Source organism: Methylobacterium sp. WL64, from assembly GCF_008039945.1.
Classification (GTDB): domain Bacteria; phylum Pseudomonadota; class Alphaproteobacteria; order Rhizobiales; family Beijerinckiaceae; genus Methylobacterium.
Genome location: NZ_VRVA01000093.1, coordinates 1 through 21,459 on the forward strand (window position 1 = coordinate 1; position 21,459 = coordinate 21,459).

The following is a 21,459-nucleotide window of genomic DNA, read 5'->3' on the forward strand; positions in this document are numbered from 1 at the left end:
AAGCCGGTACACCGGCGCATCCTCTATTCCGCCTTCGAATCCGGGCACCTGCCGGAGCGGAAATACGTCAAGTCGGCCCGCATCGTGGGCGACGTGATCTTTTTTTTTTAATGTTACGGCGACCAGCGAGATCTTCAGACTGGATATCGTGGGGAGGGTCTGATTTGTATAAGAGACAGCCTTGAGGCTGGCGATCTCGGTATCCTGGGTGCTGACCACCGTGGTCAGGTCGCGGACGATGCCGCTGAGCAGCCCCAGCTCCACGGTCAGCTCCTGGACCTCGGCCCGCAGTGCGGGATCGCCGGCCTCCGGCCGCGGCGGCACGACGGCGGTCTCGGCCTTCAGCAGCCGCCGGGACAGCAGATCGACCTCGCCGGACAGCTTCTCGCAGCGCGCCTTCAGGGCGGTGGTACGCGCCTGGGCGAGGCCGGCCGCCACGGCGGCGAGCGCACCGAGCGCCAGGGCGCTCATGAGCGGCGCGAACACCGCCAGCGGCCCGAGCACGACCAGCGCCAGGAGCCCGGCCGCCAACAGCCCCGCGTACCGGCCGAGGACCGGGACCATCTTCAAAAACACCTACCCGGGTCACGCACCGGCCGCCGGGAGAAGTCCCGGGATTGATTCGGCGGGCGAAGACCGATTCGGAGATCTTTGTCGCCGCGCGGCCCCGGCGGCAAGGCGAGCGGACGCGATTTCCGCCCGGTGTGGTGCCGGAGCCAGCCGGAACGTTGCGGAATCGTCACGGACAGGCAGTTTGCGAGTGCTCGGAAGACGATTGCGCGGGTCGCTCATGTGGATGGAAAGAAAAGGCGGCATAAAGCGCGGCTATGACCACAGTGTCTTCAAGCGTTCCGAAGTGCGTTCCGATGCTCCGTTCTCTCCGTCGTGTCGGCTCGTCCGTCGGCGCCCTCGTTCTGGTCCTCGCCGCCGCCCCGAGCCGCGCGGCAGATCTTGAGGCGGCGCCCGCGCGCCGGGGGCCGGTCTTCACGCAGCTCGACCCGGGCGCCGTCGATCCGAGCACCTGGATCGTCACGGTCAGCGCCTCGCTCCAGGCAATCCCGCGCTATCCCGGCGCATCGGACTACACCGCGGTCGGCTATCCCTCGATCGACATCCGCAAGGCCGGCGAGCCGCGCCGCTTCTCGACCCCGGATGACGGCTTCAGCGTCTCGTTCTACGACGATCCGGTGTTCCGGATCGGCCCGACCGCCCGGATCGTGCCCGGCCGCTATTACGGTGACGACCGGCGCCACCTGTTCGGATTCCGGGATGCGCGCATCGCCCTGGAGCCCGGCGTGTTCGCCGAGTTCTACCCCGCCCCGTCCATCCGCACCCGTGTGGAAATCCGCCAGGGCGTCTACGGGCATCACGGCACGGTCGGCTCCTTGGCCGCCGACTACCTGATGCCGACGGGTGCGTTCCTGTTCTCGATCGGCCCGCGCCTCAACGTCGGCGATGCCAGCTACGCCCGGAAGTATTTTGGCGTGTCGCCGGCCGAGGCCGCGCTCAACGGCCGTGTGACCCCGTACAATCCCGGCGGCTTCTATTCGGCGGGGGTGCTCGGCGCCGTGACCTACACCCAGAGCGAGACCTGGGCCTACACGGCCTATGCCGGCTACGCCCGCATCCTGGGCGCGTCCGGCGACAGCCCGCTGGTGCGCCGGCCGTTCGGCAATCCCGACCAGTTCCAGTTCGGCCTGAAGGTCGACTACGCGTTCCGCATGCCCGCTCAATTCTGAGGCGTCTTGCGCCGGCTGCGCCGCGCTCCGACATGCCCGTCACAGGAATGCCGGTGACACGGTTGATGGAGGCCCGGATGGACGAGACGCGCGCCGACCTGCTGATGCAGGTGGAGGGCATGACCTGCGACGGCTGCGCCGCCGCGGTGACCCGCACGGTCAACCGGATCGACCCGGGGGCCGAGGTCGAGGTGGACCGGGAATCCGGGCGTGTCGCGATCCGCACCGACGCCCAGGCCCTGGTGATCGCCGACGCCCTCACCAAGGCCGGCTACACCGCCACGGCCATGACCGGGTGAGGGGAAGCCCGGTCGGCATCTCCCGTCCGCGCTCGGCTCGCGTCGGATGAGGTCGCGCCGCGGGGTGGGGCGGGGAACAGCTACCCCCCGATTTCGACCGCCACGCCCGCCTATGACCGGCTGAGGAACATCCCGGTCAGCAGCAGCCCGAAGGCCGCCAGGCCGAACAGGCCTTCCTTGCGGTGGGTGTGATCGAGGAAGTGGGCGGCGGCGCCGGCCGCGCAGCAGGCGGCACCCAGGCCGATGGTCAGCGACGACATCGCAATCCCTCCGCATCGCGCGCCGCCCGCCGACGCTGCGAAACAGTCCCGGTCCCGGGGCCTGTCGGACGCCGTTGTCCGTTCAGGATTTCATCTCGTGTACAGGCTGGCACGACGCGAAAGCACTGGCAAGCGTGCGCGAGAGCTTGTCTGTCTGCGCGCCGCTTGGAATTTCCGAAGTTCTGCCGGCAAGAATTCGTGCTGCGCTCGCCCGGACGGCCTCGAATACTGCGCCGTGTTCATGGCCCCCTGCCCCGCCATGCGTGGGACACAGGCGTCGAGCGCGTCGATTCTCTGGTTCGATCCAAGGGTCCCGCGGCCGGATGCGTTGACCGTCCCGGCCGCACCCGCGTAATCACCCGCATGCGCACCACATCATCCGACCGGTTCGACGTCGTGGTCGTCGGCGGCGGCCATGCCGGCGTCGAGGCGGCTGCCGCCGCCGCCCGCTGCGGCGCCCGCACGGCCCTGGTCACCCACGACCCCGCCACGATCGGGGCGATGTCGTGCAATCCCGCCATCGGGGGGCTCGGCAAGGGCCATCTCGTCCGGGAGGTCGACGCCCTCGACGGCCTGATGGGCCGGGTCGCGGATGCGGCCGGCATCCAGTTCCGCCTGCTCAACCGCCGCAAGGGCCCGGCCGTGCGCGGGCCCCGCACCCAGGCCGACCGCAAGCTCTACGCCGCCGCCATGCAGGCGGCCGTCGCGGAAACGGACGGCCTCACGGTGGTTGCGGGCGCCTGCGAGGATCTCGTCCTCGATCCCGAGGGGCGCCTCCGCGGTCTCGTGCTGGCCGATGGCCGCACGATCGCCTGCGCCGCCGTGGTACTCACCACCGGCACGTTCCTGCGCGGGCTGATCCATATCGGCGAGCGCCAGATCCCGGCCGGCCGGGTCGGGGAGGCGCCGGCGATCGGGCTGGCCCAGACCCTCGACCGGCTCGACCTGCGACTGGGTCGTCTGAAGACCGGCACCCCGCCCCGCCTCGACGGACGCACCATCGACTGGTCCGGTCTGGAGATGCAGGACGCGGATGCCGACCCGGTGCCGTTCTCGACGCTCACGGACAGGATCACCACGCCGCAGATCCGCTGCGGCATCACCCGGACCAACCAGGCGGTCCACGACCTGATTCGGGCGAACCTCCACCGCTCGCCGATGTATTCCGGCGGCATCGCCAGCCGCGGCCCGCGCTACTGCCCGTCGATCGAGGACAAGGTGGTGCGCTTCGGCGACCGGGAGGGGCACCAGATCTTCCTCGAGCCGGAGGGGCTGGACGATCCGACGATCTACCCGAACGGCATCTCCACGGCGCTGCCCGAAGCGGTGCAGAACGACCTTATCCGGCTGATCCCCGGGCTCGAGCGCGCCGCCATCCTGCGGCCGGGCTACGCCATCGAGTACGATTACGTCGACCCGCGCGAGCTCGATGCCGGGCTGCAGGTCAAGCGCCTGCCCGGCCTGTTCCTGGCCGGCCAGATCAACGGCACCACCGGCTACGAGGAGGCGGCAGGCCAAGGGCTCGTGGCTGGGCTCAACGCGGCCCGGCGCGCCGGCGGCCTCGACGCCGCGACCTTCGATCGGGCCGAATCCTATCTCGGGGTGATGATCGACGACCTCGTCACCCACGGGGTCAGCGAGCCGTACCGGATGTTCACCTCGCGCTCCGAGTATCGCCTGTCGCTGCGGGTCGACAATGCCGACGAGCGCCTGACCCCGCGCGGCCTCGCGCTGGGCTGCATCGGGCCGGGTCGGGCGGCTCATTTCGCGTCCTCCCAGCAGCAGCTCCAGGCGGCGCGGGCCCGCCTCGACGCGGTCAGCCTCACCCCCAGCCAGGCCGCCACCCACGGGATCGTGCTGAACCGCGACGGCATCCGCCGCAGCGCGTTCCAGCTGCTGGCCTATCCCGAGATCGCCTGGGGGCAGCTCGCCGCGATCTGGCCGGAACTGGCCGGGACGTCGCCGCGGGTGGCGGACCGGCTCAAGACCGACGCGACCTACGCGGTCTATCTCGATCGGCAGAACGCCGACATCGCCGCCTTCCGGCGCGACGAGGCCGTGCGGCTGCCGCCGAGCCTCGACTATGCCGGGATCAGCGGCCTTTCGAACGAGATGCGGGTCAAGCTTGAGACCGTTCGGCCGGGCACCCTCGGCCAGGCGGCGCGGATCGAGGGCGTCACGCCGGCTGCCCTCACCCTCCTGGCCGCCCATGCCAGACGGGCCGTGCCGGACGCCGGCCGGCGCGCGTCATGAGCGACCCGGACCGCACCCGGATCCTGGCGGCCTCCGGTGTTTCACGTGAAACAGCCGCGCTGCTCGATCTCTACGTCGCGCAGCTCCGGCGCTGGCAGCCGATCAAGAACCTCGTCGGCCCGGCCACCCTGGCGGAGGTCTGGAGCCGGCACATCGACGACGCGCTGCAACTCCTGGACCTCGCCCCCGAGGCCCAGACCTGGCTGGACCTCGGTTCCGGCGCCGGGATACCGGGCTTGATCCTCGCCATCGCGGGTCGGTCACGCGGCATCCAGGTCGATCTGGTGGAGAGCAACGCACGCAAATGCGCCTTCCTCACCGAGACGGCGCGGCTGACCGGTGCCCCGGCGCGGGTGCGCAACGCGCGGATTGAGGCGGTGATCGGCGATTTCGCTGGCGTTGACGTGGTCTGCGCCCGTGCTCTGGCGCCGATGACGCAGCTCCTCGCCTGGACCGAGCCGCTGTTGAAAACGGGCACCACCGGCCTGTTTCCGAAAGGGCGCGACGTGCAAGCTGAATTGACCCAGGCCGCCGCGCAGTGGAGAGTCGTTAACGACCTCGTGCCGAGCCGGACTGATTCCGAAGCCCGGATCGTGCGCGTCACTGCCCTCGCCGCCCCGAGCCATCGATGACCGAAGCGATCCTCGGCGACTCCGCCGACCGGTCCATGGATCCTTCCCGCGATCCTGTCCGTGATCCCGCCCGTAGCTCCACCCCAGGCCCGTCCGTGCGGCATCCCCTGCGCATCCTCGCGCTCGCCAACCAGAAGGGCGGCGTCGGCAAGACCACGACCGCGATCAACCTCGGCACCGCGCTGGCGGCGATCGGCGAGGACGTGCTGGTGCTCGATCTCGATCCGCAGGGCAACGCCTCCACGGGGCTGGGCATCGACCGGGCACGCCGTCACGTCTCGACCTACGACGTCATGATCGGCGAGGCGACGCTGGCCGAGGCGGTGATCCCCACGGCGGTGCCGCGGCTGTCGATCGCGCCCTCCACCATGGATCTGCTCGGCCTCGAGATGGAGCTGGCGACCCTGCCCGACCGGGCGCACCGGCTGCGCGCCGTGCTCAAGGACATCGCCCAGGCGCAGAGCCTGAACCGGATCAGCTACGTGCTGATCGATTGCCCGCCCTCGCTCAACCTGCTGACCATCAACGCACTCGCCGCCGCCGACGCGGTGCTGGTGCCGCTGCAATGCGAGTTCTTCGCCCTGGAGGGCCTGAGCCAGCTGCTGCGCACCGTCGAGCAGGTCCGGGGCGCCCTGAACCCGAAGCTGACCATCCAGGGCATCGTGCTGACGATGTTCGACCCGCGCAACAACCTCTCCGCCCAGGTGGTGGCGGATGTGCGCGGTTTCATGGGCGACAAGGTCTACGAGACCGTGATCCCCCGGAACGTCCGCATCTCCGAGGCGCCGTCCCACGGCAAGCCGGCTTTGCTCTACGATTTGAAATGTGCCGGCAGCCAAGCGTATCTGCGCCTCGCCTCCGAGGTGATCCAGCGTGAAGGCCGGGTGCCGGCGGCGGCGTGATTGTGTGATCCCCAGAAGCCGGGGATCGAGTGCGGAGCGTGACACGGGTGACAAGGATGGCGGAGGAGGGGGCACGACCCCGTCTCGGGCGCGGGCTCGCGGCGCTGATCGGCGATTTCGGCGACGCCGGACAGGCGGCCAAGCTCGACGGAAAGATCGAGCCGCAGCGCAAGGTCCCGGTGGAATTCCTGCGCCCGAACCCGCGCAACCCGCGCCGCAGCTTCGGCGAGGCGGAACTCGCCGAGCTCGCGACATCGATCAGCCAGCGCGGCATCATCCAGCCGATCGTGGTCCGGCCGCTCGGCGATGTGCCGGGGGCTTTCGAGATCGTGGCGGGCGAGCGGCGCTGGCGCGCGGCCCAGAAGGGCGGCCTCGACGAGGTGCCGGTGGTGATCGTCGAGATCGACGACCGCGCCTCCCTGGAATTCGCCATCCTGGAGAACGTCCAGCGGGCCGACCTCAACCCGATCGAGGAGGCTTCGGGGTACGAGCGCCTGATGCAGGATTTCGCCTATACCCAGAAGGAGTTGGCCGAGATCCTCGGCAAGAGCCGCAGCCATCTCGCCAACACCCTGCGGCTGCTCAACCTGCCGCCCGCCGTGCAGGACCGGGTCACCGCCGGGGAACTCACCGCCGGCCATGCCCGGGCGCTCCTGGCCGTGCGCGATCCCGAGGGCGTGGCCCGCCGGGTCGTGGCCGAAGGCCTGTCGGTGCGCGAGGTCGAGGCGGTGGCGGCGTCGGAGGCCGCCGAGGCCGCGAAGCCCGACACCCCCCGCCCCGGCCGTCCGCGGCTCTCCGCCGAGCGCCCTGCCCCGGTGCGCGACCTGGAGTTGCGCATCCGCCGGGCCCTGGGCGTCGAGGTGACGTACAAGCCCAAGGACGCGGAATCCGGCGAGATTCGCATCCGCTACGAGACCCAGGACGAGCTGGAAGGTTTGCTCAACCGCTTCAAGGTGTCGGAGCCGGAGGAGGGCTGAGGACGCGTTTCGCGGTCTCCCAGCGCTTCAACGACCTCCGAGATCCCGCCTTCGATCGGAGGTGTCGCGGCCATAGGATGAATCGCCTTGTCGTTCCGGGGCGCCGCAGGCGAGCCCGGAATCCGGATCCGCCGACGGCGCCGGACCTTGATCTTTCGGCGGCTATGGATCCCGGGCTGCGCTGCGCGGCCCTGAGATGACGAGGTGGATGATCGCGCGCTGCGACAAGTCCCGACCGTGCGAAGACTCAAATCCCCCCGTGAGGGGAACGCACGCCATTGCAGGCCTGCGCGTCCTATCGAGCCAGCATCACCTCTAACGCCGCCGCCTTGCCCCCGCCTCCGCCACCCGCAGCAGCGCCGCCGAAGCGAGAGCGTGGGCCAGTTCCGGCTCGGCCCGTCGGCAGGCCAGGACGGCCTCCTGCAGGGCCTTGGCGGCCTGCCGGAGGGTGCCGGCCGGCCACGTGGCAAGCTGGCCCTCGATGCTGGCCTTGCGCTTGAAATGCAGGCCCCGCCAGGCCGCCGCCATCAGGGCCGGGGTCTTGTCCGGATTGTCGAGGCGAGTCGCCAGCAGGGTCAGGGCGTGCCGCAGGGCCGAGCCCAGCACCACGCCGGGATCCAGCCCCTCGTGCCGGAAGCGCCGGTAGTCGCGCTCCACCGCCTCGCGGCGCCCGTCGAAGGCGGCGTCGATCAGGGTGTTGAGCACGCTGGCGGCGACGTCGCTGGTCACGGCCTCGACATGGTCGAGGGTCACGGTCCCCTCCCCGGCCGCGTAGAGCGCCAGCTTCTCGATCTCCATCAGGCTCGCCCGTCGGTCGCCGCCCAGGCTGCGGACCAGGACTTCCCGGGCGGCCCGGTCGATCCGCAGGCTGCGCTCCTGAAGGGTGCGGTCGATCAGGTCGCCGAGCGTGCGCTCGTCGTCGGCGTAGCAGGGAATCGCCAGCGCCCGGGGCGAGCGCTCGCAGAGGACGCGCATCGGGTTGTTCTTGGCGAGGTCGCCGCCCTCCACGACGACGCGCGCGTCGGCGATCTCGGCGGCCAGCACCGCCTCGACGGCGGGCGCGTAGTTGCGGCTGCCGGGCCGGACCCAGATCGACCGGCGGCCGCCGAACAGCCCCATCGTGCCGGCCTCGTCGCACAGCCGGCCCGGGTCGGAGGCGAGGGTGTCGCCGTCGATCCGCACCAGCGCGAAGGGATCGCCGGGGTCGGTGACGAAATCCTCGGCGAGCTTGCGGGCGCGCTCTGTGACCAGGCCGGTATCGGGCCCGTAGACCAGGATCACCGGGATGCGCGGATCGGGCCCGCGCCGGATCAGCCCCTCGATCTCGCCCGCCTTGACGGCCGTCAAAGCCGGCTCACGGCTTGGTCGACAGCACGGCCGCGAGGCGGGTCTTGATCTGGTCCGCCAGCACGCTGGCCAGGCGGATCTCGGCGTCGCGCGCCGCCCGCTGGCTGGCGAAGCGCTGGACCGAGCGGTCGTAGGTCGCGGTCGAGGTGGCCACGCCCTCGGAGTAGACCTTGGCGCCGGCCATGTCCTCCAGGCTGTACTTGATGTTGGCGACCAGCGTACCGGCCTCGGCGCGGCCGGTGGTGGAGGAGACGATCGGGGTCTGCACGATCTCGGAGCCCGAGAGCTTCAGCCGATAGCGCTTGCTCGACGGCTGGCCCGACCCGTCGAGCTCGAACACCAGTTCGCTGCGCAGGTAATGCCCGAGCCGCTCCTGCCCTTGCGCCATCGCCACGTCGTCGACCTGCACGGAGGCCAGCAGGGCCTGCACGGTCTCGCCGGAGGCGGTCGGCCCGTACAACGGACGGAAGCAGGCCGACAGGCTCAGCGCCAGGCCGGCGACGCAGGCGAGGCGGCCGACCCGGCCCGCAACCGATACTTCCGAACGCACCATCACGTCGCCGTTCCGCCCCGCGTCATCGCCGCCACTCTTAGCCCGGACCGGGCGGGCCGCGCCATGAGGCTACGCGGCAACCGTTACGATTCCTCTGCGGCGGGAGCGTGGTCGCGGTGTTTCAGACCGTTGCCAGATAGCCCGACACCGTGACGATCGACAGGATCGTCGAGACCAGCACCACCCGGGCGGTCAGGTCGGCCTCCCGGCGGTAGAATTCCGCCAGCATGAACGGGCCGGTGCCGGTGGGGAGGGCCGCCATCAGCACCGCGACGTGCAGCAGCAGCGGCGGCAGGTCGAACAGGAAGCGGCCGAGCCCGTAGGCCAGCAGCGGCTGCCCGGCGAGCTTGAGGCCGACCAGAAGGGCGGCCGCCCGGGTCTGCGCGCCGCCGGGCCGGCGCTTCTGGGCCAGGAACAAGCCGAGCGCCACCAGGGCGCAGGGCGAGGCCGCGCCCCCGAGGAGCTTCAGGAAGGTCTCGGCCGACACCGGCAGGGTGAGGCCGGCGGTCGGTACCAGGGCGCCCAGCGCCGGCGCCACCAGGAGCGGGTTGCGGATCAGCGACCGGCCGACCGTGCGCCAGACCGGGACGCCGGACCCGCCCGCGCCGCCATCGCCGGTCTCCCGCCGCAGCCCGGTCTCGATCAGCACGATCGCCACCGCGAACACCCCGCAGACCGTGAGGATCGCAGCCACGGTTGTCGGGGCCAGCGCCTCCGGGCCGAACGCGACCAGCCCGAGCGGAAAGCCCATGAAGCCGGTATTGGGATAGCCGGCGTTGAGCCCGTCCACGGCGGCGTCGGAGAGCGGTCGCCCCTCCCCGCGCCGGATCAGCACCGTCACGGCGAACACCGCGAGGCTGCTCAGCCCGAAGGCGCCGATGAAGCCGGGTTTCCAGATCGCGCTCCAATGCGCGTGCGCGGTCACGTCGAACAGCAGCGCCGGCAGGGCCAGGAACACCACGAACCGGTTGAGCTCGGTGGTCGCCGCGGTGGCGAGCACGCCGATCCGCCGCGCCAGCCAGCCGGCGAAGATCAGCGCGAAGATCGGCAGCACGACCAGCAGGGTCGAGAGCATGGGCGGCCCGGGTGGGAGGACGAGGCTCCGGCCTTAGGACAGGAGCCGCATCGACCTCCAGTGCCGGGGACGGGAACCTGCCATGCTCCCCTGCCCCGCGGGAGCCGCTACCAGCGATAGATCAGGCTGCCGATCACCGTGGCGGGGGCGCCGCGATAGCAGAAGCCCGCCTCGCAGGTCGTGGAGCTGCGGTCGAAGAGGTTGAGCGCGTTGATCGGTGCACGAAACCCTTTGTCTTTCGGATCGAGCGCCGCAACATTGTAGGCGACCAGGGCGTCGGACAGGGTGACGGTCGGCGGTGAGACCCGAGGGGCCGCCGCCCCCGCCGCCGGTGGCCGCGCTGTTGCCGTTGCCGCCGCTCACGTTGGCGCCGCCGAAGCCGGCCCCGGCCGGGAGAACCGAGGTCGGGCGGGCGGCCTCGACCGGGATCTCGTTGAGCTGCACGTCTGCGCCCTTGACGTCCGTGCCCCGCGCGACGGCGGCGTTCGTCAGGGCGGTGGCGGTAAGCAGAAGCCCGAGGCGGGCGGAACGCGGCGGCACGATGGATCCCGGGATGCGCCACGCATCGGCGCTTCGACCCCAAGATCATCCCGTCGCGGGCGATCGATCAGCCCGAAAGCGTGTTGTCAGTCGGACACTTGGAGGTGTTCAGATCTGGACTCGTTCGAGGCTCAGAACTCCAGCGGCGGCTCCCGGAGGGCGTCGGCCTCGCGGGTGCAGATGGCCTGGTCGGGGGCCGCGCCGCCGCCGGACAGGGCGCCCCGGAGCTCGGCCCGCGCCTTCTCCAGGTCGGCCCGGAAGCCCGGATCGCCCATCAGCGTGGCGAGGACCGAGGAGCCGGTGATCCGCCCGGCCGCCACGTCGCTCAGCCAGTGCACCCCACACACGACCCGGCTCTCGCCGTAGGCCCGGCCACGCGCCAGGATCGCGGTCGCCTTCTCGGGCACCAGGGAGGCCAGGATCAGCGCGTAGGCCCAGCCCTGCGTGGCATGGCCGGACGGGTAGCTGAAGCTGTCGGTGAGCGCCTGGGTCCGCTGGACGCAGATCGGCGCCTCGTTGCCCACGAAGGGCCGCAGCCGCCGGTAATGGACCTTCGGGCCGCGGGTCGCCCGGGCGAGGTCGAGGCGCGTGCGCTCGAGGAGGTTCATCACCGCCGGCACCCGGGTCTGGTCGATGCGGATGCCGAGCACGCAGGCGAAGTTCTCGAGGACCGCGGAGGCCCCCTCCGACACGTCGTTCGCGGCGATCTCCCAGCGGGCACTGCCCTTCAGCGCGCGGGTGCTGTTGAAGGCCGCCCGGTCGGCCTTGTCGAGCGGCGCGTCGTGGGCCGGCGGCGCCGGCAGGATCTGGACGGCATCGGGACCCGCGGTCTCGGCCAGGTAGGGCTTGATCGCCGGCTTGCCCGGCTTGAGCGTGTCGGCCCCGAGCGACGGCGCCGCCGGCGGGTTCGCCGGGGCTGGCTGGGGCATATCCTCGGCGCGCACCACGGTCGCGGCGACCAGCAGAGCGAGGATCGGCAAGGTCAGGGTGCGGCGCATCGGATCCTTGGCGGTGTCGGCGAAGGGGCGGGAGCGGAGGCGGGCCGGTCCCGCAGACAAACGACCGACTTGCAAACGAACGACTTGGCGGGACGGTTCAGTCCGCACACAGGGCTCTCATTCTGTCCAGGGGCGAACCCGGCGGTTCGTCGAGCGGGCGGGGCGGTTGACCCGGAGCCGCGTTCACGCGAACGCTGCACCATCCCCGCTCCGGCTTTCCGACCTCATGGCTCAGCCGCTCGACCGCGCCCGCCTCCTCGAGGCTTTCGAGGCACTCGGTGCCGACCTCGCCGAGTACGGACGGTTCGTCGAGATCGCCGTCTACGGTGGCGGCGCGTTGATGCTGCAATTCGCCTGGCGGCGCGGCACCGAGGATGTCGATGCGGTCGTGCGACCCGGCTACGACGAGGCAGCCCTGGCACCCTCGGTGGCCCGGGTCGCCGCGCGGATGGGACTGGAGTCGGATTGGCTCAACGACGCCGTCGGCATGTTCACCCCGCTCGACGAGGATGAGACACTGTTCGCCCTGTCCGGCACGTTCCCGGCTGATGGGACGCCGGGACTTCGGACGGTTGTGGCCAAACCCGCCTACCTCCTGGCGATGAAACTCCATGCCCTGCAGAGCCTGGATCGCGGCGACCGAGACCTGAACGACGCCCGTGCCCTAGCCGCTCACTTGGGCCTGCGTGATGTGGAAGCCCTGGAACAGCTGTACCGCGCGATCTACGGCGAAGACCCATCACCGGAGGCGCGCAGTCGGTTCTCGGCCGTCTTCGCGGGGACGCCATGAGGCCGCGTTCCCTGGCTGCCGTGGTCGAGCGCGCGCGTGGCGACGGCGACTGGGAGCATCACTTGCGCGACTTCCTCGACGCCTTCTACGCGGCCGATGGCGACGTTGCCCGGCAGGCCGCCTTCGTGGCCGACGAGCCCGGCCTGCTGGGGCGGCCGGAGGCGGACGCGTTCCTGGGTGGGGCCGGTGAGCATCTGGCCCGGCGCTGGGGCCTGCCCATCCCCGGTTGGGTCCGGGCCGAGGAGCGGTATCTGGCGACGGCCCTGTTCGTCCCCGGCGACAAGGCCCTGCGGGGCTACCTGATCTGCGTCAGCCCGGTCTCGTTCCGGACGCGGCTGATCTTCACCGGCCCAGATCCGCTCCAGCGCGCCCGCTTCCCCTACCATCGCGGTGTCATCACGATGCCACCGGAGCATGGGTTTCCAAAGGGCTGAGCCCGGTGATCGGGGCTGAGCCCTGATGAGGCCAGGGCTCAGCCCTGGACCCGCAAAAGGTCCCGGACCTTTTTGAATCCGTAAATTTGCCGGCTAATTCGCTCCGATCGCGGTTGCGACCGCGGCCGGAAACTCCTCGTGCGGGCTGAGCGCGCCGGGGATCGCGGTGCTGGCGACCCGGCCGTGGGCGATCAGCGCGTCCATCTCGGCGCCGGAGCGGCGCGGGGCGTTCTCCGGCCGCAGCACCAGGGTCGGCGGCAGGCCGTCCCCGAACAGGTCCAGGAAGGCCGCGCGGTCGCCCACCGGGTCGAGGCCGCCGGTGACGAAGGCGGCGGTGCCGAAGCGGCCGTTGCGCTGCCGGGTGATGGCGTGCTTGGCGCGAATCAGAGCCGGTGTGACGTGAGCCGCGTCCGCGTAGACGTGGGCGCGCATCATCCGGCCGATGATCGGCGGGCTGATGTTGAGCCGGTAGAGCGCCTCGCCGAGGATCGGCGCCTCGACGGCCCGGCGGATCCGCGGGAACCAGTGCGCCCGGCTCGGCATCGCGGTGGGCAGCGGCCCGCGCCAGGTCGGCGCCACCAGAACCAGGCGCGCGAACGCTGCCGGGTGCCTGCGCGCCGCGGCGACGAGATAGCCTGCGGCGTGGCCCGCCGCGATCCCGACCGCGTAGGGGCCGGGCGCGGCGGCGAGCAGCGCGTCCAGGAAGGCGTGCAGGGTGTCGGGACCGAGCGGCAGCCGGGTGCGCGGCCGGGCGCCGAAGCCCGGCCAGTCCGGCACCAGGCAGCGGTACTCGGAGCCGATGGCGTGGGCGAGGGCGTGCATCTCGGACCGGTCCGAGATCGTGGACAGGGCCGGCAACAGCAGCGCGTCGGGCCCCGCACCGATCACGGCGCACGGGGTCGGCACCGGCCGGCCCGCCACGATCAGGTCCAGGGTCCGCGTCGTCTCCACAGGGCCGCCCTCAAGTCCCAAAAGAATCAGGTGCGCAGCAGCTCGTTGATCGCGGTCTTGGAGCGGGTGCCGGCATCGACGCGCTTGACGATCACCGCGCAGTACAGGCCCGGGCCCGGGGTGCCGTCCGGCAGAGCCTTTCCGGGCATCGTGCCCGAGACCACCACGGAGTAGGGCGGCACGCGGCCGTACATGACCTCGCCGGTGCTGCGGTCGACGATCTTGGTCGAGGCGCCGATATAGACGCCCATGGACAGCACGCTGCCCTGGCCGACGATGACGCCCTCGGCCACCTCGGCGCGGGCGCCGATGAAGCAATCGTCCTCGATGATCACCGGGTTGGCCTGGAGCGGCTCGAGCACGCCGGCGATGCCGGCGCCGCCGGAGATGTGGCAGTTCTTCCCCACCTGCGCGCAGGAGCCGATCGTCACCCAGGTGTCGACCATGGTGCCCTCGCCGACATAGGCGCCCAGGTTGACGAAGCTCGGCATCAGCACGGCGCCCGGCGCGATGTAGGAGCCGCGGCGCACGAAGCAGCCCGGCACGGCACGCAAGCCCGCGGCGCGGAACTCTACCTCGCCCCAGCCCGCGAACTTGGACGCGACCTTGTCCCACCACGGCGCGCCGCCGGGGCCGCCATCGATCGTCGCCATGTCGTTGAGCCGGAAGGACAGCAGCACCGCCTTCTTCAGCCACTGATTGACGACCCAATCCTGGTTGCCGCTCTTCTCGGCGACCCGGGCCTTGCCGGAATCGAGCAGGTTCAACGCCTCCTCGACAGCCTCGCGGACGGCGCCCTGGGTCGAGGTCGAGATGCCGGCGCGCTCTTCCCAGGCCGTCTCGATGGTCTTGGCGAGGTCGGAGGTGGACATGGGCGCACGATGCTCTCGATGGCGGGAGCCCGTGCTTACTCGCGGGCACCGGGGCTGTCACCCGGGGAGCCGGCGCAATCCGCCCGGATCAATCCTCGAGCAGCACCCGCACCCGGTCGAGATCGGTCACGAGGTCTACGAGGTCGATCGCCAGGGTGTCGTAGACGGATTGCGCGGCCGCGGGGAATTCCTCCAGCACGCGCCGCATCAGCGTCGGGGTGATGCGCATCACCTCGGCGGCGCCCTCGGCCCGGGCTTCGGTCGGCCGGGTGCCGCGCACGAACAGGGCGAGCTGCCCGATCAGCGCCGAGCGCCCGGCACGGACCGGCTCGGCATCCGGCACCCGGGGCGCGAGCCGGATCGTGCCCGACATCACCACGAAGCCGCCATCGGCCGGGTCGCCGCGGGCGAACAGCAGGTCGCCGTCCGCCAGCTCGCGCCGCTCGGCCGCGAAGGTCAGCAGGCGCAGCGCGTCCCGGTCGAGGAAGCCGAACAGCGGCGCGTCGGCGAGGATCGCGATGTCGTCGTCGAGCCCCAAGGAACCGCCTCACCGCCTGCGTGCAAACGAGCCTGCGCCTCGCGTACACGCAAATCCCTAAAGCCGTTCCCAACCGCGTTGCAATCGCACCCGGCTCCGCGTGCGCCCTGCGACGGGCGCGATTCGATCAGGGCAGCAGCTTGTAGCCGCCGCCCTCGGTGACGAGGATCGCCGCGGTGGCGGGGTTCGGCTCGATCTTCTGGCGCAGCCGGTAGATATGCGTCTCCAGCGTGTGCGTGGTGACGTGGGCGTTGTAGCCCCAGACCTCGGCGAGCAGCGTGTCGCGGTTCACCACGGCCCGGCCGGCCCGGTACAGGAAGCGCAGGATCGCGGTCTCCTTCTCGGTGAGCTTCAGCTTCGAGCCGCGCTCGCCGACCAGCAGCTTGGCGCCGGGCCGGAACGTGTACGGGCCGATCTGGAACACCGCGTCCTCGGACGCCTCGTGGCTGCGCAGATGCGCGCGGATCCGGGCGAGCAGGATGCCGAACTTGAACGGCTTGGTGACGTAGTCGTTGGCGCCCGCCTCAAGCCCCTCGACGTGGTCCGCCTCCGAGTCCTGCGCGGTCAGCATGATCACCGGGCCGCGGAAGCCGCCGGCCCGCATCCGGCGCACGGCCTCGCGTCCGTCGAGGTCGGGCAGGCCGACATCCATCACGGCGAGATCGATGCGCTCGGCCCCGACCCGCCGGACCGCGTCCGCGGCGTTCGCCTCGGTGACCACGGTGAATTCTTCGCAGAGGTCGAGCTGCTCGGTGAGCGTGTCGCGCAGGATCGCGTCGTCGTCACAGATCAGCAGGCGATAGACATTCGACATCGTCCGGGGCCCTGGAGCACGCTGCGGGACCGGGAGACCCGGTGTTCGGAGACAGTGCGCGATGACAAGGATCTGGAGCACGCCGCCCGTCGCGTGACAACACGGCCGGCTCCAGGAAAGCGGGGCCGGCGCGCTGGAATCCAAGGGCGCTCGGTCCCCCCGTCGCAGGGCGGTGGGCTGATTCGCTCCCGAATCCCGGCTTCGACGGCCTAGGTTCCACCGCAAGGATAGAGCTTCGTTTGTGGCCGGAAATTGCCTTGTGCGCAATTTTTCACGGTTTCGGTATTGGATACCGGGCATAACCCCTGCCGATCCGCCCCTGGCGCCGCATCACCGCGGGCCGGACCGGGGCGCGTGCGACCGGCAGGGGAGGGGTGTTGTGCGGGGACATCGGCGCGAGCGGCCCGGACCGGTCCGCATGACCGTGAGCGAGATCCGGGTCCGCGCACTGGTCGGCGACCGCTGCCGGGGCCAGCTCCTGGTCGGCCCGGCGGTGATCCCCTGCGCCCTCGGGGCGGGCGGCATCGTCTCCGACAAGCGCGAGGGCGACGGCGGCTCGCCGCGCGGTCGCTTCCGCCTGCGGGGCGGCGCGTACCGCCCGGACCATCTCGGCCTGCGCCCGCGCTCGGCGCTGCCCCTGCGGGCGACCCGGCCGGGCGACGGCTGGTGCGACGACCGCCGGGACCGCCGCTACAACCGGCCGATCCGCCTGCCGGCCCCGGGCATCAGTGCCGAATCGATGTGGCGCGACGACGGGCTCTACGACGTGGTGATCGACCTCGACTACAACCGCGCGCCGATCCGGAGGGGACGGGGCTCCGCGATCTTCCTGCATATCGCCCGGGACGGCTACCGCCCCACCGAGGGCTGCGTCGCCCTGGCCCGGTCGGACCTGCTGCGCCTGCTCGGGCGCCTCGGCCCACGCACGCATCTTCGGATCGGGTGAGGCTCACGCCTTCCGGGGCCTGGCCCCGAAGATGGCGGTCCCGACGCGGACATGGGTGGCGCCCTGCTGGATCGCCGCCGGAAAATCCGCGCTCATGCCCATGGAGAGGATCGGCAGGTTGTGCTCGTGGGCTAGCCGGGCGAGCAGGGCGAAATGGGCCGAGGGCGGGTCCTCCGCGGGCGGGATGCACATCAGGCCCTGGATCGAGAGCCCGTGGGTGTCGCGGCACTCGGCCAGCAGCGTGGCGAGCTGATCCGGGAGGACCCCGGCCTTCTGCGGCTCCGCGCCGGTATTGACCTGGATCAGCAGCTTCGGGGTCCGACCCGCGCGGTTGATTTCCTTGGCGAGCGCCGCCGCGAGCGACAGCCGGTCGAGGGCGTGGATCACGTCGAACAGGGCCACCGCCTCGCGGGCCTTGTTGGATTGCAGCGGGCCCACGAGGTGCAGCTCGACATCCGGGTAGCGGGCCCGCAGGTCCGGCCATTTCGCGGCGGATTCCTGGACGTAGTTCTCTCCGAACACCCGGTGCCCCGCCTCCAGGGCCGGAACGATGCCCTCCGCCGGCACGGTCTTGGAGACGGCCACGAGCTGGACCTCCGCGGGGTCGCGCTCCGAATCCTCGGCCGCCTGCGCGACGGCGGCTCGCACCTCGGCGAGGCCGGCGGCGACGTCGGCCTCGCCGACCGGGGGTTTGGCGGTCGGCTGCCCCATCCCGTCGGTGGCGGGAGCGGTCTGCCCGGTGATCGCGTCGTCCATCGCGTGCCTATCCTGATGGGACATCGGTCCCTTGCCCCGCCGACCTATGCCGTTGCGCGCCTCGCGCAAGCCCGGATCCCTGCATCCGTTGACCGGCTCCGGCGCAGATATGCTACTGGGCCGCAACCGTGCCGCGGCTCTCCCCGATCAGCCGCCGAGCCTCTGACCCAGCCGGACCCATGACCAGCACCGCCCCCCAGCCCGTCGAGCGCTACAACGCCAAGGATGCCGAGCCGCGCTGGCAGGCCGCCTGGGCCGAGCAACGCCTGTTCGAGACCGACAATTCTGACGGGCGCCCGAAATACTACGTGCTGGAGATGTTCCCGTACCCGTCGGGGCGCATCCACATGGGCCACGTGCGCAACTACGCGATGGGCGACGTGGTGGCCCGGTACAAGCGCGCCCGGGGCTTCAACGTGCTCCACCCGATGGGCTGGGACGCGTTCGGCCTGCCGGCCGAGAACGCCGCCATGGAGCGCAAGGTCAACCCGCGGGACTGGACCTACGCCAACATCGCGTCGATGCGCGACCAGCTGAAGGCCATGGGCCTGTCGCTCGACTGGAGCCGGGAGATCGCCACCTGCGACCCCGATTACTACAAGCACCAGCAGCGGATGTTCCTCGACTTCCTGGACAAGGGCCTGGTGACCCGGCGCACCGCCAAGGTGAATTGGGACCCGGTGGACCACACCGTGCTGGCCAACGAGCAGGTGATCGACGGGCGCGGCTGGCGCTCCGGCGCCCTGGTCGAGCAGCGCGAGCTGACCCAGTGGTTCTTCAAGATCACCGACTTCGCCGAGGATCTGCTCACAGCCCTCGACGGGCTGGACCGCTGGCCGGAAAAAGTCCGGCTGATGCAGAAGAACTGGATCGGCCGCTCCGAGGGACTGGAAGTCCGGTTCGCCCTCACCCAGCCTCCGGCCGGCGAGGCCGAGTCGGTGACGGTCTACACCACCCGGCCCGACACCCTGTTCGGCGCCCGGTTCCTGGCGATCGCGGCCGACCATCCGCTGGCAGCAGCGGTTGCCGCGAACAACCCGGATCTCCAGGCCTTCATCGAGGAATGCCGGCGCACCGGCACCGCCCAGGCGGCGATCGACACCGCTGAAAAACTCGGCTTCGACACCGGCCTGACCGTCCGACACCCCCTCGACCCGGCCTGGACGCTGCCGGTCTACGTCGCGAACTTCGTGCTGATGGACTACGGCACCGGAGCGGTGTTCGGCTGCCCGGCGCATGACCAGCGCGACCTCGACTTTTCCAACAAGTACGGGCTCGGCAACGTCCCGGTGGTCTGCCCCGAGGGGCAGGACCCGGAGGCGTTCCTGATCACCACCACCGCCTATGTCGAGGACGGGCGGATGATCCATTCGCGCTTCCTCGACGGCATGACCACCGGGGAGGCCTTCGAGGCGGTGGCGCGCCGGCTGGAGCGGGAGGGCGTGGCCAAGCGCAAGGTCCAGTTCCGCCTGCGCGACTGGGGCGTCTCGCGCCAGCGCTACTGGGGCTGCCCGATCCCGATCATCCACTGCGAGTCCTGCGGCCCGGTGCCGGTGCCGGTCTCCGACCTGCCGGTGAAGCTGCCCGAGGAGGTCTCGTTCGACCAGCCCGGCAACCCGCTGGAGCGCGACCAGGCCTGGCGGACGGTGCCGTGCCCGCAATGCGGCGCACCGGCCCGGCGTGAGACCGACACGATGGACACGTTCGTCGATTCGTCCTGGTACTACGCGCGCTTCACCGCGCCCTGGCTCACCGACGCCCCCACCGACCGCGCCACGGTCGATCGTTGGCTAGCGGTGGACCAGTATATCGGCGGTATCGAGCACGCGATCCTGCACCTGCTCTACGCCCGGTTCTTCATGCGGGCGATGCGCGAGACCGGCTGGGCCGGCGTCTCCGAGCCGTTTGCCGGGTTGTTCACTCAGGGCATGGTCGTCCACGAGACCTACAAGGACGCGGCCGGCGCCTGGGTGCCGCCGGCCGAGATCCGCTTCTCCACCGAGGAGGGCGAGCGCCGCGCGTTTCACGTGAAAACTCAGGCGCCGATCGCGATCGGTTCGATCGAGAAGATGTCGAAGTCCAAGAAGAATGTGGTCGATCCGGACGACATCATCGCAAGCTACGGGGCCGATACGGCGCGCTGGTTCGTCCTCTCCGATTCGCCGCCCGAGCGCGACGTGATCTGGAGCGAGGAGGGCGTGCAGGGCGCCGCCCGGTTCGTCCAGAAGGTCTGGCGGCTGACCCATGCCGCGCTGTCCGCGAGCGGGGACGGCGCCGCCGACCTCACCCTGCGCAAGGCCGCCCACCGGGCGCTCGCCGCCGTGCAGGACGATATCGAGCGCCTGCGGTTCAACCGCTGCGTCGCCCACATCTACACCCTGGCCAACGCCCTCGAGGACGGGCTGCGCGGGCCGGTCTCGCGCGCGGTGGCGACGGAGGCGGCGGGCATCCTGGTGCAGCTCATCGCCCCGATGATGCCGCACCTCGCCGAGGAATGCTGGACCGCGCTCGGCCGCCCCGGCCTCGCCGCCCAGGCCCCCTGGCCGGAGGCCGAGGCGGGGCTCCTGGTCGAGGACGAGATCACCCTGCCGGTCCAGATCAACGGCAAGAAGCGCGCGGACGTGACCGTGCCGCGCGACGCCGACGCCAAGGCTGTCGAAGCCGCGACCCTGGCCCTGGAGACGGTCCAGAAGATCCTGGAGGGCAAGCCGCCGCGCAAGGTGATCGTCGTGCCGGGGCGGATCGTCAATCTGGTGGTGTAACGAGGGCGGGGCTGCCGATCCCGCGCACCTCCTCGGCCTGTGAGGTCCGGCGATCGAGGATCGCTGGGCCTCGCAGGAGGGCTCCAGGGATCGCGCGAACACACCGATCGAAGCGCCTGACATGGCGGCACGGGCCGACCCGCTGCTTGCAGCGTCGCCGCGCAGCCCGGCCTTGCGCGCCCTCGTGGCGACCTGATGCGCGGGAAGCGCGACACGTTCTCGCTGGACGCCCGCGTCGATATCGCCAGCGCGGCTCACCCTGCGCTGCGAATCGCGCTGATCGAGGCGGCAGGATGCACCCGGCTTGGATCAGGGTGCTGCCAGCCCGGGATCCTGCCCGCCGGCCGCGAGGCTGCGTGCGATCATCCCGTCCGCCTTCGCCTGGGCGAGGAAGTCGGCCAGATACGCCGCCCCCGCGTCCCGGCCCACCGGCAGACCCATCGCCTGCGGGATCTCCATGAAGTGCCCCGGCAGCAGTCGCACCTCCGGGTGCGCGGCCGCGTAGGCGGCGAGCGGCTGGTGGACCCCGGCGGCCACGTCGAGCCCGTCCCGGGCGAAGGCCGTGACCGCCTCCGCCGAGGTCGGCGCCCGCACCAGGGTCGCGTGGCGCAGCGTACGGGTCAGGAACAGGTCGTAGGCGCTGCCATGCCCCACCGAGATCCGGATCCCGTCGCGGTCGACGTCGGGCAGGCTCCGGATCGGCGCGTCGGCCGGGACGAGGTAGCTGCCGGCGATCAGCACGTAGGGGGCCGTGAAGGCGATGCCTTCGGCGCGCTTCGGGTCGATCGCCAGGAAGCAGATGTCCCAGGTCCCGGACCCGGCCGAGCCCGAGACGGCCCCCGCGCCGGGAAACGTCACGAACGCTACCGGCACGCCGAGCCGCTGCGCCAGCGCCCGGGCGAGATCCACCGACACGCCGGCCGGGCCGTCCGCCCCGGACCGGGCGAGCACCGGATTGCCGAGATTGATCGCCGCCCGGAGGGTGCCGGTGGGGGCGAGGTCGTGCCGGGCCGCAGGGGAG

Annotated in this window: 22 protein-coding genes and 1 pseudogene; 11 read left to right on the plus strand and 12 right to left on the minus strand. The window is 71.2% G+C overall.

What is annotated here, in order from left to right; genetic code table 11:
- Nucleotides 1-18: 18 nt before the first annotated feature.
- The 3 genes from FV242_RS36385 (at nucleotide 19) to FV242_RS25665 (ending at nucleotide 2,038) form a co-directional block, all read left to right on the plus strand.
- The gene (locus tag FV242_RS36385; RefSeq protein ID WP_368732200.1) at nucleotides 19-111 is read left to right on the plus strand and encodes a hypothetical protein; all 93 of its coding nucleotides are present in this window, start codon (nucleotides 19-21) and stop codon (nucleotides 109-111) included.
- Nucleotides 112-866: 755 nt separating this feature from the next.
- On the plus strand, nucleotides 867-1,739 hold the full coding sequence (locus FV242_RS25660; protein WP_147910747.1) for a MipA/OmpV family protein: 873 nt from the start codon (nucleotides 867-869) through the stop codon (nucleotides 1,737-1,739).
- Nucleotides 1,740-1,816: 77 nt separating this feature from the next.
- A complete protein-coding gene (locus tag FV242_RS25665) occupies nucleotides 1,817-2,038 on the plus strand; it encodes a heavy-metal-associated domain-containing protein (protein WP_147857329.1) in 222 nt (73 codons plus the stop codon).
- 110 nt (nucleotides 2,039-2,148) lie between these two features.
- On the opposite strand, the gene FV242_RS34785 is transcribed toward FV242_RS25665, so the two are convergent.
- The gene (locus tag FV242_RS34785; protein ID WP_187193489.1) at nucleotides 2,149-2,298 is read right to left on the minus strand and encodes a hypothetical protein; all 150 of its coding nucleotides are present in this window, start codon (nucleotides 2,296-2,298) and stop codon (nucleotides 2,149-2,151) included.
- A 363-nt stretch (nucleotides 2,299-2,661) separates the two neighbouring features.
- Here FV242_RS34785 and mnmG point away from each other — a divergent pair, with 363 nt between their 5' ends.
- The 4 genes from mnmG to FV242_RS25685 are packed head-to-tail and all read left to right on the plus strand — an operon-like array spanning nucleotide 2,662 to nucleotide 7,062.
- Nucleotides 2,662-4,551 carry a tRNA uridine-5-carboxymethylaminomethyl(34) synthesis enzyme MnmG gene (gene mnmG / locus FV242_RS25670; RefSeq protein WP_147940899.1) on the plus strand — a complete coding sequence of 630 codons (1,890 nt, stop codon included), beginning with the start codon at nucleotides 2,662-2,664 and terminating at the stop codon, nucleotides 4,549-4,551.
- Nucleotides 4,548-5,183 carry a 16S rRNA (guanine(527)-N(7))-methyltransferase RsmG gene (gene rsmG / locus FV242_RS25675; protein ID WP_147940900.1) on the plus strand — a complete coding sequence of 212 codons (636 nt, stop codon included), beginning with the start codon at nucleotides 4,548-4,550 and terminating at the stop codon, nucleotides 5,181-5,183. Before mnmG ends, rsmG begins: the two co-directional genes overlap by 4 nt.
- The gene (locus tag FV242_RS25680) at nucleotides 5,180-6,085 is read left to right on the plus strand and encodes a ParA family protein (RefSeq protein ID WP_246692111.1); all 906 of its coding nucleotides are present in this window, start codon (nucleotides 5,180-5,182) and stop codon (nucleotides 6,083-6,085) included. Before rsmG ends, FV242_RS25680 begins: the two co-directional genes overlap by 4 nt.
- 56 nt (nucleotides 6,086-6,141) lie before the next feature.
- On the plus strand, nucleotides 6,142-7,062 hold the full coding sequence (locus FV242_RS25685; RefSeq protein ID WP_147940901.1) for a ParB/RepB/Spo0J family partition protein: 921 nt from the start codon (nucleotides 6,142-6,144) through the stop codon (nucleotides 7,060-7,062).
- A gap of 315 nt (nucleotides 7,063-7,377) precedes the next feature.
- On the opposite strand, the gene holA is transcribed toward FV242_RS25685, so the two are convergent.
- The 5 genes and pseudogenes from holA to FV242_RS25715 form a co-directional block, all read right to left on the minus strand.
- Nucleotides 7,378-8,409, minus strand: a complete 1,032-nt coding sequence (gene holA / locus FV242_RS25690; protein WP_147940902.1) for a DNA polymerase III subunit delta — start codon at nucleotides 8,407-8,409, stop codon at nucleotides 7,378-7,380.
- 7 nt (nucleotides 8,410-8,416) lie between these two features.
- On the minus strand, nucleotides 8,417-8,962 hold the full coding sequence (lptE, locus tag FV242_RS25695) for an LPS assembly lipoprotein LptE (protein WP_147910370.1): 546 nt from the start codon (nucleotides 8,960-8,962) through the stop codon (nucleotides 8,417-8,419).
- 121 nt (nucleotides 8,963-9,083) lie between these two features.
- Entirely contained in the window at nucleotides 9,084-10,037 is a 954-nt protein-coding gene (locus FV242_RS25700) for an AEC family transporter (RefSeq protein WP_147940903.1), read from the minus strand.
- A 107-nt stretch (nucleotides 10,038-10,144) separates the two neighbouring features.
- Nucleotides 10,145-10,333 (minus strand): annotated as a pseudogene (locus FV242_RS35765) (hypothetical protein); the annotation flags it as partial.
- Nucleotides 10,334-10,708: 375 nt separating this feature from the next.
- Nucleotides 10,709-11,575 (minus strand): phosphatase PAP2 family protein, encoded by an 867-nt coding sequence (locus FV242_RS25715; RefSeq protein ID WP_147910368.1) that lies wholly within the window; start codon nucleotides 11,573-11,575, stop codon nucleotides 10,709-10,711.
- Nucleotides 11,576-11,801: 226 nt separating this feature from the next.
- Between FV242_RS25715 and FV242_RS25720 the strand changes: the two genes are divergently transcribed.
- Together FV242_RS25720 and FV242_RS25725 are read left to right on the plus strand one after the other, a co-directional pair.
- Entirely contained in the window at nucleotides 11,802-12,365 is a 564-nt protein-coding gene (locus tag FV242_RS25720; RefSeq protein WP_147940904.1) for a hypothetical protein, read from the plus strand.
- Nucleotides 12,362-12,799 (plus strand): hypothetical protein, encoded by a 438-nt coding sequence (locus tag FV242_RS25725; RefSeq protein WP_147940905.1) that lies wholly within the window; start codon nucleotides 12,362-12,364, stop codon nucleotides 12,797-12,799. The genes FV242_RS25720 and FV242_RS25725 overlap by 4 nt, the downstream gene beginning before the upstream one ends.
- 93 nt (nucleotides 12,800-12,892) lie before the next feature.
- Here the strand turns inward: FV242_RS25725 and FV242_RS25730 are convergent, their stop codons facing one another.
- From FV242_RS25730 to FV242_RS25745, 4 genes are all read right to left on the minus strand, one after another.
- The gene (locus tag FV242_RS25730) at nucleotides 12,893-13,750 is read right to left on the minus strand and encodes an alpha/beta fold hydrolase (RefSeq protein WP_147940906.1); all 858 of its coding nucleotides are present in this window, start codon (nucleotides 13,748-13,750) and stop codon (nucleotides 12,893-12,895) included.
- 26 nt (nucleotides 13,751-13,776) lie between these two features.
- Complete coding sequence (gene dapD / locus FV242_RS25735; RefSeq protein ID WP_147940907.1) at nucleotides 13,777-14,622, minus strand: 2,3,4,5-tetrahydropyridine-2,6-dicarboxylate N-succinyltransferase; 846 nt, start codon at nucleotides 14,620-14,622, stop codon at nucleotides 13,777-13,779.
- A gap of 88 nt (nucleotides 14,623-14,710) precedes the next feature.
- On the minus strand, nucleotides 14,711-15,160 hold the full coding sequence (locus tag FV242_RS25740; RefSeq protein ID WP_147910363.1) for a cyclic nucleotide-binding domain-containing protein: 450 nt from the start codon (nucleotides 15,158-15,160) through the stop codon (nucleotides 14,711-14,713).
- A 127-nt stretch (nucleotides 15,161-15,287) separates the two neighbouring features.
- Nucleotides 15,288-15,974: a response regulator transcription factor gene (locus tag FV242_RS25745; RefSeq protein ID WP_007563457.1), complete on the minus strand. Its 687-nt coding sequence runs from the start codon at nucleotides 15,972-15,974 to the stop codon at nucleotides 15,288-15,290.
- A 418-nt stretch (nucleotides 15,975-16,392) separates the two neighbouring features.
- On the opposite strand from FV242_RS25745, the gene FV242_RS25750 reads away from it, so the two are divergent.
- Complete coding sequence (locus FV242_RS25750) at nucleotides 16,393-16,920, plus strand: L,D-transpeptidase (protein ID WP_147940908.1); 528 nt, start codon at nucleotides 16,393-16,395, stop codon at nucleotides 16,918-16,920.
- 3 nt (nucleotides 16,921-16,923) lie between these two features.
- On the opposite strand, the gene FV242_RS25755 is transcribed toward FV242_RS25750, so the two are convergent.
- Nucleotides 16,924-17,676 carry a YggS family pyridoxal phosphate-dependent enzyme gene (locus FV242_RS25755; protein WP_147940909.1) on the minus strand — a complete coding sequence of 251 codons (753 nt, stop codon included), beginning with the start codon at nucleotides 17,674-17,676 and terminating at the stop codon, nucleotides 16,924-16,926.
- Between the two features lie 179 nt (nucleotides 17,677-17,855).
- Between FV242_RS25755 and leuS the strand changes: the two genes are divergently transcribed.
- On the plus strand, nucleotides 17,856-20,438 hold the full coding sequence (leuS, locus tag FV242_RS25760) for a leucine--tRNA ligase (protein ID WP_147940910.1): 2,583 nt from the start codon (nucleotides 17,856-17,858) through the stop codon (nucleotides 20,436-20,438).
- Nucleotides 20,439-20,747: 309 nt separating this feature from the next.
- Here the strand turns inward: leuS and FV242_RS25765 are convergent.
- Nucleotides 20,748-21,459, minus strand: a 712-nt coding sequence (locus FV242_RS25765; RefSeq protein WP_147940911.1) for an ABC transporter substrate-binding protein, incomplete at its 5' end; no start/stop codon positions are given.